The sequence below is a fragment of the Enterococcus eurekensis genome, from assembly GCF_042654605.1.
Classification (GTDB): Bacteria; Bacillota; Bacilli; order Lactobacillales; family Enterococcaceae; genus Enterococcus_I; species Enterococcus_I eurekensis.
The window spans coordinates 41766-55935 of sequence record NZ_JBHSGT010000037.1 but is presented as its reverse complement, the minus strand read 5'-3'; the positions used below and the strand labels follow the sequence as shown (position 1 = coordinate 55935).

Genomic DNA, 14170 nt, shown 5'->3' with positions numbered 1-14170 from the left:
CACCTCTTTTTTCTAGATTCCAGTAACCTTATTAATACAAAATTCTTAGTAACTCTTCAACAACTTTATCACCGTCATGGAAGACGCCACCGTCTCGTAACTCTAAGAAATCTGTCGAAACGACGCGACAACCTTGCGCTCTTAAATCATTAAAATCATGTGTTACCTGAACGAGGTATTCATCATAGACTTCAAAATCCATGTACCCTTCTGGAACTTTTTCGGTATTAACCAAAACAGTATCAATAAATGGTTGCTTCAAGTGCTGATGCAAAATTTTTATATGATCAGCATCTGAGAAATGCTCCGTTTCACCTTTTTGTGTCATAATATTACAAACATAAACAGTTTCTGCTGTCGTTTGGAGTAATGCTTCACCAATTTCTGGGATCATTAGATTTGGTAGAATACTTGTAAATAAGCTTCCTGGACCTAAGACAATTAAATCGGCCTCTAAAATTGACGTGACAACTTTTCGGGCAGCTTTTGGTGTTGCTCCACAAGCTTGAGTAACAAAAACATGATCAATTGTTTTACGATGTTCCGCAATTTTTGATTCACCAGAAACACTCGTACCATCTTTGAAAACGGCATGTAAAACTAACGGTTGATCGGATGAAGGATAAACTTTCCCTTGAACATGCATCATCGTTGAAAGAAGTTGAATCGCTTCATAGGTACTCTCACGCATTTCGGACATCGCTGCAATAATCAAATTTCCCAAAGCGTGATTCGCTAAAAATTTATCTTCTTTTTTAAAACGATACTGGAAAATATCAGCATATAATTGCGGCATATCTGATAGGGAAACTAAGACATTTCTTAAGTCCCCTGGTGGTGCCATTGTTGTTATGGATTCACGCAACTCGCCACTACTACCACCATCATCGGCCACCGTCACGATAGCTGTGATATCCATACTTTGATTTCGTAAACTTTTTAAAAGGACAGGTAAGCCTGTCCCCCCACCGATGACCACAACTTTCGGTTTACGAATACGATACGTTTTTAATTTCATGAGCGGTTAACCGTTTCTTTCCGCTTATCTTTGTCGCGGTGTGTCGTATTGACTTTATATTCATCTTTAAACGATTCCGTTAAACGTTTTGTTAATGCAACCGAACGATGTTGTCCACCTGTACAACCGATAGCTACTGTTAAACTACTTTTGCCTTCTTTAATATAGCCTGGAACAATACTATGCAATAGTTGATTAAACTGTTGATAGAAACTTTCTGTTTCAGGGAAACTCATCACATAATCATACACGGGTTGATCCAAGCCTGTTTGCGGTCTTAACTCTGAAATATAATGTGGATTTGGTAAAAAGCGCACATCCATCACGATATCAGCATCAATTGGAATCCCATATTTAAAACCAAACGATAACATTTCAATTCGGAATCCACTTTCTTTTGATGCTTTGAACTCATGATTAATCGTTTCACGCAATTGACGCGGTGTTAAATTTGTCGTATCGATCACAATTGATGCTTGTGTTTTTAAATCATCTAAAATTGCGCGTTCTTTACGGATTCCTTCAGTGATTAAACCATCCATAGCTAACGGATGTGTTCTGCGAGTTTCTTTGTAGCGTGAAACCAACTCACTATCAGAGGCATCTAAAAACAAGACCCGCGTATCGATAAAGGCTGTATTTTCAATACTAATTAACATACTTTGGATTTCTTCAAAAAAAGAACGAGAACGTAAATCAACAACTAATGCTATTTTCGTTACTTTACCAGATTCTTTTACTAATTCCCAAAATTTCGGAATTAGATTGGGGGGCATATTATCAATACAAAAATAGCCCATGTCTTCAAAACTTTGAATTGCCACTGTTTTCCCAGCGCCACTCATACCAGTAATAATGACTAGCTCTAAACTTTCTGTCATCGCAATCAGTCCTTTTTAATTTTCTACTCACCATTGTAACACTCCGTGCGTGTCATGGCTATCGTTTTTCCTTAATGTTCATAAAAACAAAAAAACCACCTGATTAAACTTGATTAATACGCACGAAAAGACAGAGAAGAAATGTCTCTGCCTTTTTATCATTCATTAACCTTTTTGTAATACTTTTTTTAAATATTGACCTGTGTAACTTTCGGCAACTTGTGCAATTTCTTCTGGAGTACCGGTAGCAAGTAATGTACCCCCACCCTCGCCACCTTCTGGTCCTAAATCAATTAAATAGTCGGCCGATTTAATCACATCTAAATTATGTTCAATGACTAAAACAGTATTCCCTTGATCGACTAAACGTTCTAAGACGACTAACAATTTGGCAATGTCTTCGGAATGCAAACCTGTCGTTGGTTCATCCAAGATATACAAACTTTTCCCGTGTGACTTTTTATGAAGTTCGCTAGCTAGCTTCATCCGCTGTGCTTCCCCACCCGATAAAGTTGTTGCCGGTTGACCTAAAGTCACATAGCCTAAACCAACATCGACAATTGTTTGTAATTTACGATGGATTTTAGGAATTGCTTTGAAAAACACAACTGCATCTTCAACGGTCAAATCTAAAATGTCGGCAATATTTTTTCCTTTATAACGAACTTCTAATGTCTCAGAGTTATAGCGTTTGCCATGACAAACTTCACATGGCACATAAACATCCGGTAAAAAGTGCATCTCAATTTTTAAGATACCATCACCTTTACACGCTTCACAACGACCACCTTTAACGTTAAAACTAAAACGACCCTTTTTGTATCCTCGTATTTTGGCTTCATTGGTAGCTGCAAATAAATCACGAATGTCATCAAAAACACTGGTGTAAGTCGCCGGATTACTACGTGGTGTACGACCAATCGGGCTTTGGTCGATATCGATTAAGCGCTCAATATGTTTATAACCCGTTATTTTTTTGAATTTCCCAGGTTTATTGGAGTTGCGGTTAATCTTTTGTGCCAAAGCTTTTTTCAAAATATCATTGACTAGTGTTGATTTTCCTGAACCTGAGACACCTGTAACGGCCACAAAACGCCCTAAAGGAAATTCGACCGATATATCTTTCAAGTTATTTTCCGTTGCGCCTGAGACTTTGATTGACAAACCATTGCCTTCACGTCGAACTTTTGGCACTGGAATTTTTCGTTTACCAGATAAATACTGACCAGTTAAAGAATCAGGATTCGCTGCCACTTCTTGTGGTGTTCCATAAGCCACAACTTCACCACCCGCGTGACCTGCTCCTGGACCGATATCAATTAAATAATCAGCCGCCATCATCGTATCTTCATCGTGTTCAACGACAATCAAGGTATTTCCTAAGTCTCTCATTTTTCTCAATGAGCCTAGTAAGCGATCATTGTCACGTTGATGCAAGCCGATTGAAGGTTCGTCTAAGATATATAAAACTCCCGAAAGATTGGAGCCAATTTGGGTAGCTAAACGAATACGTTGGGCTTCGCCACCTGATAAACTACCAGATGCACGACTTAAAGTTAAATAATTTAGTCCCACATTTTGCAAAAAGCTCAAACGATCATGAATTTCTTTGACGATTGAATGCGCAATGATTTTTTCAGCTTCAGATAACTCTAATCCTTCAACAAAATCAATCACATGATTAATTGAATAGTCACTGACTTCCCCAATATGCATATCGTTGACTTTCACTGCTAGAGCTTGCGGATTCAAACGATAACCATGACATGTTTGACAAGAAAGTTCCGTCATATATAAACGCATTTGTTCTCGTGTAAAATCACTATTCGTTTCATGATAACGACGATTGATATTAGTAATTACACCTTCGAAAGCCACCTCCACATCACGAATACCACCAAAATCATTTTCATAATGGAAATGGAAAGTCTCACCATTTGACCCATATAAGATGATTTGCTGATGCTCTTCTGGCAATTCTTCAAATGGCGTATCCATATCAATATTAAATTCGGCACAGGCTTGCTCAAGCATTTGTGGATAATATTGCGAACTAATTGGATTCCAAGGAATCAATGCCCCTTGAAGCAACGTTTTTGAGCGATCAGGCACAACTAAATCAACATCGACTTCTAACTTGATTCCCAAACCATCGCATTCACTACAAGCTCCAAATGGCGCGTTGAACGAGAATAACCGTGGTTCTAACTCACCAACAGTAAATCCACAATAAGGACAGGCATAATGTTCACTAAAGAGTAATTCTTTTTCACCATCGACATCAACTAGCGCATAACCTTCTGCTAATCGTAAGGCATTTTCTAAAGAATCAAATAAGCGTGAACGAATACCCTCTTTTACGACAATTCGATCGACGACAATTGCGATGTCATGCTTTTTGTTTTTTTCTAACTCTGGCGCTTCACTAACATCATAAATTTCACCGTTGACACGGACACGAACATATCCTTCTTTTTGAATGCGTTCAAAAACTTTTTTATGTTGTCCACGCTTTTGATTAACAAGTGGTGACAAAATTTGAATTCGACTGCGCTCGGGTAATTCCAAAACTTGATCAACCATTTGTTCAATTGTTTGACTTGTAATTTCAATATGATCGTTTGGACAAATGGGGTGTCCAATTCGAGCATACAATAAACGCATATAATCATTAATTTCTGTGACGGTCCCTACCGTTGAACGAGGGTTTTTACTCGTTGTCTTTTGATCAATTGAAATAGCAGGACTTAAACCATCGATACTATCAACATCTGGCTTATCCATTTGGCCAAGGAATTGACGAGCATAAGCCGATAAACTTTCAACATAACGTCGTTGCCCTTCGGCATAAAGCGTATCAAAAGCGAGAGAACTTTTACCGGAACCCGATAATCCCGTAATAACAACGAGCTCATCACGTGGGATTGTCACATCTATATTTTTCAAGTTATGAGCGCGTGCGCCCTTGATAATTATTTTATCATTTGCCATCATTTTGCTCCTTTATTGCGCTTTTAGTTCTAAGATTGTATCTCTTAGTGTTGCTGCTTTTTCAAAATCTAATGTTTTCGCTGCTTCGCGCATTTCTTGTTCTAATTTCAAAATAAAGAGTTCTTTTTCTTCTTTCGAAAGATCATTATAAGAGGTTGCAACATCGCTTCCATCTTCTTTTGCTACTTTTGAAATTGAAATCATTTGGCGAATATCTTTAATGATTGTTTGCGGAACAATGCCATGTTCTTCATTATATGCTTCTTGAATTTCACGCCTTCTACGTGTTTCATCAATCGCTCTTTGCATAGAATCCGTCATTTTATCCGCATACATAATGACTTTACCTTCCGCATTACGAGCCGCTCGACCAATCGTTTGCACGAGCGAACGCTCACTTCGTAAAAAACCTTCCTTATCTGCATCTAGAATTGCAACAAGCGAAACTTCGGGTACGTCAATCCCTTCACGCAGTAAATTAATACCAATCAATACGTCAAATTCTCCTAAACGTAAGTCACGAATGATTTCCGTTCTTTCTAGAGTTTTGATATCACTATGTAAGTATTTTACTTTAATACCAAGTTCTTTAAAGTAATCTGTTAAATCCTCTGACATTTTTTTAGTTAAAGTTGTGACAAAAACACGTTGATTTTTTGCCACACGTTCGTTAATTTCACCGACTAAGTCATCAATTTGACCCATAATCGGACGAACTTCAACGACTGGATCTAACAAACCAGTTGGACGAATAATTTGTTGAATAATATGGTCTGTCTGTTCATACTCATAAGGTCCCGGTGTTGCGGAAACGTAAATAATTTGATTGACATGTTTTTCAAATTCTTCTAGGCGTAATGGACGATTATCCAGTGCGGATGGTAATCGGAACCCATAATCAACGAGCATTTGTTTACGCGCACGGTCCCCATTATACATCCCTCGAATTTGAGGCATTGTCACATGCGATTCGTCAATTACAATCAAAGAATCTTCCGGAAAAAAATCCAGCAATGTATATGGCGGTTCGCCTTCTTTTCGACCATCTAAATGTCTCGAATAGTTTTCAATACCAGATGTATACCCCATTTCACGCATCATTTCAATATCGTAGTTGGTTCGTTGCTCTAAACGTTGGGCTTCCAACAGTTGATTATTTTGGTGTAATACCGCTAAACGCATTGTCAATTCATCTTGAATCGCTTGAATGGCTGTTTCTAAATGATCTTCATCCGTCATAAAGTGAGTTGCCGGGAAGATTGAAACATGTTCCACCTCATTCATAATCTCACCTGTTAACGCATCTACCTCACGAATCCGATCGATTTCATCACCAAAAAACTCGACTCTCAAAGCGCGCTCATCACGTGAAGCCGGGAAGATTTCGACCACATCACCGCGCACACGAAAACGCCCACGCTGAAAATCAATGTCATTACGTTCGAACTGAATTTCAACTAGCGCTCTTAAGACCTGATCACGGGATATTTCCATGCCCATTCTTAAAGAAACGACTTGTTTTTGATACTCCATCGGTGAACCTAAACCAAAAATACATGAAACCGAAGCAACAACGATAACATCATTTCGTTCTAACAATGATGATGTTGCGGAGTGACGCAATTTATCAATTTCATCATTGACACTCGAATCTTTTTCAATATACGTATCACTCGAAGGCACATAAGCTTCTGGTTGATAATAATCGTAATAACTGACAAAGTACTCAACCGCATTTTCTGGGAAGAACTCCTTAAACTCGCCATATAATTGACCCGCCAGTGTTTTATTATGTGCAATAATTAAAGTCGGTTTATTGACCGACTGGATAACGTTTGAAATCGTGTACGTTTTCCCCGTTCCCGTAGCACCTAGCAAAACTTGGGCTTTTTGTTTCTCATTAATGCCAGAAACTAATTCTTGAATTGCTTGAGGCTGATCCCCTGCCGGCTGATATTTAGAAACTAAATTAAACTTTCGCGTGGTATCTCTTTCAATCATAAGATTTCCTACTTTCTATCAAATCTCATTCTGTCATTATTCTACCATAGCGAACATACTTTCGCTATTTTTTTCTCTTCAATTAAAACGCTTTTACCTTTTCTTTATGTCATATCTTATAACACGACATGTTACGAATTATATTAAAATCCACTCATTTAAACTAAAAAGATTGATTATTTGGTTTTTATTACGTTATAATTTTACAACAGACTTATTACTGGAGGGATTTTATATGAAAAAAAGTCTAAAACTACTTTCTATTTTTTCAATTTTATTGACAGGGCTGCTTTTCACAACAAAAAATGTTGCAGCAGAAGAAACAACATACCAGATTGGAACTGATGTTACATTTGCTCCCTTTGAATTTCAAAATACAGATAATGAATACGTCGGAATCGATATTGATTTACTTAAAGCAATCGCTGATGACCAAGGGTTCAAAGTAAATTTTCAACCCCTAGGTTTTAACTCCTCGATTCAAGGTGTCATATCCAATCAATTAGATGGCATGATTGCCGGAATGAGCATTACCGAAGAACGAAAAAAAACATTCGACTTCTCTGATCCTTATTTTGACAGTGGTATTCAAATGGCTGTCAAAAAAGATAACGCGACAGTTTCTAACTACGAAGATTTAGCTGGTCAAACAGTCGGAGCCAAAGTCGGTACCGAAAGTGCTGCTTTTTTAGAAGAAAACCAAGAGAAATACGGTTACGAAATTAAAGTTTACGAAGACGCAACTGGATTATATGGTTCTTTAAAAAATAATGCTTTAATCGCCATCTTTGATGATGCCCCGATTTTAGGTTATGCAATCAATCAAGGTGAACCATTCAAACTTGTTGGCCAACCTGAAAAGGGGAACTCTTACGGTTTTGCTGTTAAAAAAGGCGAAAATCAAGAATTACTTGAAAAATTTAATATCGGTCTAAAAAAACTAAAAAACTCTGGTGAGTACGAACGAATCGTCAACACTTATATCACACAAAGCTCATCTTCAACCGAAACGATGAAGAAAATCGAACCACTAAAGGATAGCTATACCATCGCAAGCGACTCCGCTTTTGCTCCATTTGAATTTCAAAATACAGATAATGAGTATGTCGGAATTGATGTCGACCTCTTAAAAAGAGCAGCTGAACTTCAAGGTTTTACGCTTAAATTTAATCATATCGGATTTTCCGGCGCTGTCCAAGCTGTCGAGTCTAACCAAGCCGACGCCGTGATTGCCGGTATGACAATTACCGATACCAGAAAAGAAGTCTTTGATTTCTCAGACTCTTACTTTGATAGTGGCATTCAACTTGCAGTTAAGTCAGATAACACCAGTATTAAAAGTTATGACGATTTAGCAGGTAAACAAATTGGAGCTAAAGTTGGAACTGAAAGTGCTGACTACTTAGAAGCCAATAAAGAAAAATACGATTTTACTGTAAAATATTTCGATGCTGCCGATCAACTCTATGATGCTGTCCGTGTCGGTGCGATTGACGCTTTAATGGATGATTATCCAGTTATCGGTTATGCTATTGCTCAAGGGCAAGAACTAGCCGCTCCACTTGAACGAATATCCGGTGGGCAATACGGCTTTGCTGTTAAAAAAGGCCAAAATCCGGAGCTTTTAGCGATGTTCAACGAGGCATTGAAAGAAATGAAAAGAACTGGTGAATACGAAGAAATTCTTGGAACGTATATCCATGATGGAAATCCACAGAAAGAAACCGTTGATGAATCGACCTTCTTCGGTATTTTAAAAAATAATTATCAAATTTTACTAAAAGGTCTAGGTCAAACGATTGTTTTAGCCTTGGTTTCTTTTGGGTTAGCATTAGTTGTCGGAATTATTTTCGGCTTAATGAGTGTTTCTCCAATTAAAGCTCTTCGTGTTTTCGCATCAATTTATGTTGATATCATTCGTGGTATCCCAATGATGGTCCTTGCCCTATTTATTTATTTCGGCTTATCTGATGCAATCGGTTTAACGATTCCTGACTTTACAGCCGGAGTTATTACCTTAACACTCAATGCTAGTGCGTATATCGCCGAAATTGTTCGTGGTGGGATTAACGCTGTACCGATCGGGCAAACAGAAGCCGCTCGTAGTCTCGGAATTTCTTACATGCGTACAATGCAAAAAATCGTTTTACCACAAGCGATTCGAATTATGATTCCTTCTTTTGTCAACCAGTTCGTTATCTCTTTAAAAGATACCACAATTATTTCCGTTATCGGAATCGTCGAACTCTTACAAACAGGTAAAATAATTGTTGCTCGTACAATGCAAACGACCAACGTTTATTTAATTATCGCAATCATGTACCTACTATTAATTACCGCATTAACCAAATTAGCAAAATCACTTGAAAAGAAGGTGAACTAGAATGACTGAAAAAATTATCGTTAAAAATTTAGTCAAAAAATATGGTAACAATACCGTTTTAAAAAATATTAGCACGACAATTAACGAAGGCGATGTTGTTTGTATTATTGGTCCTTCAGGCTCAGGAAAATCAACCTTTTTACGTTGTTTAAATCGACTTGAGGAAACAACGAGCGGTAAAATTTATGTTAGTGGTGATGATTTAACCGCCGAAAAAACAAATATCAATAAAATCCGTCAACATATTGGGATGGTTTTCCAACATTTCAACTTATTTCCCCACTTAACAGTACTTGAAAACATTTTACTCGCACCAATGGATCTCAAAGGCCTTTCTCGTAAAGATGCGGAAGAAAAAGCCATTCGCTTACTAGACAGCGTTGGTTTAGCCGATAAAAATGGCGTATATCCGGAGAGTTTATCTGGCGGTCAAAAACAACGTGTTGCTATCGCCCGTGCACTAGCTATGGAACCTGATATCATGCTTTTTGACGAACCAACTTCCGCTCTCGATCCAGAAATGGTTGGCGATGTGTTGAACGTGATGAAACGTCTTGCCAAACAAGGAATGACGATGGTAATTGTGACGCACGAAATGGGATTTGCCAAAGAAGTTGCTAATCGCGTCATGTTCATTGATGGTGGTAATTTCTTAGAAGATGGTACACCAGAACAAATTTTTGAAAACCCACAAAATGAACGCACACAAGATTTTTTAAATAAAGTTTTAAATATTTAAATACAAAAGTAAGGTTGTTCGTAAAATTGTGTTGATGGGCCCAAAATGAGTAAAAATAATCGTCAAAATCGGTAGAGAATTTGTTTCTCTATCGATTTTTTGACATTAGAAAAGAGGGGACGCGCCTCCCACTCCCCTGCGAAAAATCTCATTGTTTGCGAAAACTGCGAGACCGCTTCGAAACGGTATGAAATGAGCGAATAGTGACTGTAGTTATTGGAGCCGTTCGAACCTAGTGAGTTACGGATACAATATCAAGCTCTGCGTGACAGCTTGATAGCTTCAAACTCTAGTTAAGTGCTAAAGCACTAAACCAGAGTAATTCACATTTCGCCTTTTGACGCAGCTGGCACAAGGTATTTTCCTTTGGTTCGCTAGCGCTGTCTTCAAATTGTTTGCTAATTATCATATCAAGCTTCAGTGGGTCGAAAATTAATCCTTGAATGATGTAGGTGCGATCTATTAAAGGTATATCCACAATTACGACAAAGAAACCGTGAACGTTTCAGCTCTAAATAGATTAACATGTTACGGAATAAAGCCATTTGCCTACGGGTGGTTTTTGTTCGATTCTTAACGAGTTCACCTTGATTTTTTCTCCCGCATTTCTCACAATGAGTCAGCTTATAAGTAAAAACTCCATTAATTGAGCAGTAACTCCTTTTATTTCCGCATCATTCAGCCAATCTTCTGGGAAAGTAATATTTTCATCTGTTAATCCAAGCATTTTTCTAGTATTATTGTCCAAGACACTTCACTCCTGTTTTGTTTTTGTTTTAGTCGACTACATTTTATCAGTTTGAGGCCTCTTTTTATCGTCAAAATTAAAAAAGTGATGAAAGAAAATCTCTATGAGATTTTCTTTCATCAAAACCAAATATTATACAACCGAAAGTAACCGTCCAGAATTAACTGGACGGTTTTTCTATAAAAGTAAAACGCCCAACAATCTAAAAAGATTGCTGAACGTTTTGTTTTATTGATTTATTTTTTCTTACTACCACCAAAAGCATCTTTAACTTTATCAAAGAAACCTTCACTATACTGCTCATTTGTCTCATGTCCGCTAACTTTTGCATAATTTCGTAAAGCATCTTTTTGCTCTTCACTTAAGTTTCTTGGTGTCATAACTTTAACGGTTACTTGTTGGTCGCCGTTGCCGCCACCACGTAAGCGAGGTGCACCTTTTCCACGCAGGCGGAATTTTGTACCTGTTTGGGTACCCGCTGGAATTTTTAACTTCACATCTCCATGAACCGTTGGTACGTTAATTTCATCACCCAACGCTGCTTGAACAAAGTTTAATGGCAATTCATAATAAATTTCGCCACCGTCACGATCAAAGATATCACTTTCTTCTACATAAAAGACAACGTATAAATCACCGTAAGGACCACCATTTGTTCCCGCTTCACCTTGACCTGCTAAACGCATCTGTTGCCCATTTTCAACACCAGCTGGTACGTTCACTTTCACACTATGCGTATTCTTTTCATGACCACTACCATGACAAGTCGGACAAGGCTCTTTAATTTCTTTCCCTGTTCCTCGACAAACATCACACGTCTGGCGACTCATTACACGACCAAGCGGTGTTTGACGTTCGACATTAACTGTCCCCGCACCATGACACTTGTGACAAGTTGTTGGCTCTGTTCCAGGTTTCGCACCATTTCCATGACACGTATGACAAGTTTCTTCACGTTTATATTGAACATTTTTTTCCGCACCAAAAATGGCTTCTTCAAACGTTAAATTCACTGAGTATTGTAGGTCATCACCTTGACGAGGGGCATTCGGATTAACACTTCGACCGCCACCACCAAAGAATGATTCAAAAATATCTTCAAATCCACCAAACCCACCAGCACCAGAGAAGCCGCCAAAGCCGCCTGCTCCACCACCAAAGTTCGGATCGGTACCTGCATGGCCATATTGGTCATACGCTGCCCGTTTTTGTGGATCACTTAAAATTTCATACGCTTCAGCAACTTCTTTAAATTTCACATCTGCATCCGCTTCTTTATTGATATCTGGATGGAATTTTTTAGAAAGCTTGCGATACGCTTTTTTAATTTCGTCATCAGAAGCACCTTTTTGAACACCAAGGACTTCATAATAATCTCTTTTTGTTGCCATTTACTTCCCCCACTTTATAAGCATTTCAGTCTTTCGTATTCTATCACAAAAAGACTGGAAGAAACACCCTTTTCACCATTCTAATGAAAGGCTTAAAAAGTCTCAATAGAAAAAGCCAAAGTTCGTTGGCTTTGGCTTTTTCAAAATAACGCAATTAGTCGTTATCTACTTCTTCGAAATCAGCATCAACGATATCATCTGCGCCACCTTGAGCAGCATCTGGATCTTGTTGTGCTTGTTGTTGAGCGGCTTGTTCGTATAATTTAACCGTTAAATTTTGAACAATTTCATTCAACGCATCACGTTTTGTTTTCATTTCTTCGATGTTGTCTGCTTCAACAGCTGCTTTTAATTCGTCGCGAGCTTCTTCTGCTTTCTTAACTTCATCAGCATCCACTTTGCCTTCTAATTCTTTAAGTGTGTTATCAACTGTGAATAATAATGAATCAACATCGTTACGTAAATCAACTTCTTCTTTACGTGCTTTATCTGCTTCTGCGTTTGCTTCAGCATCTTTAATCATACGATCGATTTCTTCATCTGATAGACCTGAAGAAGATTTGATTGTAATTGTTTGTTCTTTTTGAGTTCCTAAATCTTTTGCTGATACGTTAACAATACCGTTTTTATCGATATCAAACGTTACTTCGATTTGAGGAATACCACGTGGTGCTGCAGGAATATCTGTTAATTGGAAACGACCTAATGTTTTGTTGTCTGAAGCCATTGGACGCTCACCTTGTAATACATGGATATCTACTGCTGGTTGGTTATCTGCTGCTGTTGAGAATACTTGTGATTTACTTGTTGGGATTGTTGTATTACGGTCAATTAATTTTGTAAACACGCTACCCATTGTTTCGATACCTAATGATAATGGTGTTACGTCTAATAATACAACGTCTTTCACATCACCACTGATTACGCCACCTTGGATTGCGGCACCCATTGCCACAACTTCATCCGGATTAACTGATTTGTTTGGTTCTTTACCAGTTTCTTTACGAACTGCTTCAACTACTGAAGGAATACGAGTTGAACCACCAACTAAAATAACTTCATCAATTTCAGATTGTGATACGCCAGCATCTTTTAAGGCTTGACGAACTGGAATTTTTGTACGTTCAACTAAGTCAGCTGTTAATTCATCAAATTTTGCACGAGTTAAGTTCATTTCTAAGTGCAATGGACCTGCTGCACCTGCAGTAATAAATGGTAAGCTAATTTGTGTACTTGTTACACCTGATAAATCTTTTTTCGCTTTTTCTGCAGCGTCTTTTAGACGTTGAACAGCCATTTTATCTGCTGATAAATCAATACCGTTTTCTTTTTTGAATTCAGCTACCATGTAGTCAATGATTTTGTTATCAAAGTCATCCCCACCTAAATGGTTATCGCCGGCTGTTGATAATACGTCAAACACGCCATCGCCTAATTCAAGAATTGAAACGTCAAATGTACCACCACCAAGGTCAAATACTAAGATTTTTTCTTCACGATCTGTTTTATCTAAACCATACGCTAAAGCTGCGGCTGTTGGTTCGTTAACGATACGTTCTACTTCTAAACCAGCAATACGACCAGCATCTTTTGTTGCTTGACGTTGTGCATCGTTAAAGTATGCAGGAACTGTAATAACCGCTTTTTCAACTTTTTCACCTAAATAGTCTTCAGCAAAACCTTTTAAGTATTGTAAAATCATCGCTGAAACTTCTTGAGGTGTATATGTTTTACCTTCTGCTTCAACGTTGAATCCAGCTTCACCGATATGACGTTTAATTGATGAAATTGTATGCGGATTTGTCACTGCTTGACGTTTCGCTACTTCACCAACTTGAATTTCGCCATTTTTAAATGAAACAACAGATGGTGTTGTACGATTTCCTTCTGGGTTTGTAATAATTTTCGCTTCTCCACCTTCTAAAACAGAAACAGCAGAGTTTGTAGTACCTAAGTCAATTCCAATAATTTTACTCATAATGAATGATCTCCTTTATTTTTCGATTCGATTTTTTATT

9 protein-coding genes are annotated in these 14170 nt (G+C 37.9%); 2 read left to right on the top strand and 7 right to left on the bottom strand.

What is annotated here, in order from left to right; all coding sequences use genetic code 11:
* Positions 1 to 31 precede the first annotated feature (31 nt).
* From ACFO3L_RS05535 to uvrB, 4 genes are all read right to left on the bottom strand, one after another.
* Complete coding sequence (locus ACFO3L_RS05535) at positions 32 to 1018, bottom strand: gluconeogenesis factor YvcK family protein (RefSeq protein ID WP_379964665.1); 987 nt, start codon at positions 1016 to 1018, stop codon at positions 32 to 34.
* Positions 1015 to 1899 carry an RNase adapter RapZ gene (gene rapZ / locus ACFO3L_RS05530; RefSeq protein WP_379964663.1) on the bottom strand — a complete coding sequence of 295 codons (885 nt, stop codon included), beginning with the start codon at positions 1897 to 1899 and terminating at the stop codon, positions 1015 to 1017. The genes ACFO3L_RS05535 and rapZ overlap by 4 nt, the downstream gene beginning before the upstream one ends.
* Before the next feature lie 165 nt (positions 1900 to 2064).
* The gene (gene uvrA / locus ACFO3L_RS05525; protein ID WP_379964660.1) at positions 2065 to 4890 is read right to left on the bottom strand and encodes an excinuclease ABC subunit UvrA; all 2826 of its coding nucleotides are present in this window, start codon (positions 4888 to 4890) and stop codon (positions 2065 to 2067) included.
* Between the two features lie 12 nt (positions 4891 to 4902).
* The gene (gene uvrB / locus ACFO3L_RS05520; RefSeq protein ID WP_379964658.1) at positions 4903 to 6891 is read right to left on the bottom strand and encodes an excinuclease ABC subunit UvrB; all 1989 of its coding nucleotides are present in this window, start codon (positions 6889 to 6891) and stop codon (positions 4903 to 4905) included.
* A 235-nt stretch (positions 6892 to 7126) separates the two neighbouring features.
* On the opposite strand from uvrB, the gene ACFO3L_RS05515 reads away from it, so the two are divergent.
* Positions 7127 to 9274 carry an amino acid ABC transporter substrate-binding protein/permease gene (locus tag ACFO3L_RS05515; RefSeq protein WP_379964656.1) on the top strand — a complete coding sequence of 716 codons (2148 nt, stop codon included), beginning with the start codon at positions 7127 to 7129 and terminating at the stop codon, positions 9272 to 9274.
* Between the two features lies 1 nt (position 9275).
* Complete coding sequence (locus ACFO3L_RS05510; RefSeq protein ID WP_379964654.1) at positions 9276 to 10013, top strand: amino acid ABC transporter ATP-binding protein; 738 nt, start codon at positions 9276 to 9278, stop codon at positions 10011 to 10013.
* 619 nt (positions 10014 to 10632) lie between these two features.
* Here the strand turns inward: ACFO3L_RS05510 and ACFO3L_RS05505 are convergent.
* From ACFO3L_RS05505 to dnaK, 3 genes are all read right to left on the bottom strand, one after another.
* Positions 10633 to 10761, bottom strand: a complete 129-nt coding sequence (locus ACFO3L_RS05505; protein ID WP_379964652.1) for a hypothetical protein — start codon at positions 10759 to 10761, stop codon at positions 10633 to 10635.
* A gap of 236 nt (positions 10762 to 10997) precedes the next feature.
* The gene (gene dnaJ, locus ACFO3L_RS05500) at positions 10998 to 12152 is read right to left on the bottom strand and encodes a molecular chaperone DnaJ (RefSeq protein WP_379964650.1); all 1155 of its coding nucleotides are present in this window, start codon (positions 12150 to 12152) and stop codon (positions 10998 to 11000) included.
* A gap of 154 nt (positions 12153 to 12306) precedes the next feature.
* Positions 12307 to 14130, bottom strand: a complete 1824-nt coding sequence (gene dnaK, locus ACFO3L_RS05495) for a molecular chaperone DnaK (protein WP_379964648.1) — start codon at positions 14128 to 14130, stop codon at positions 12307 to 12309.
* Between the last annotated feature and the right edge of the window lie 40 nt (positions 14131 to 14170).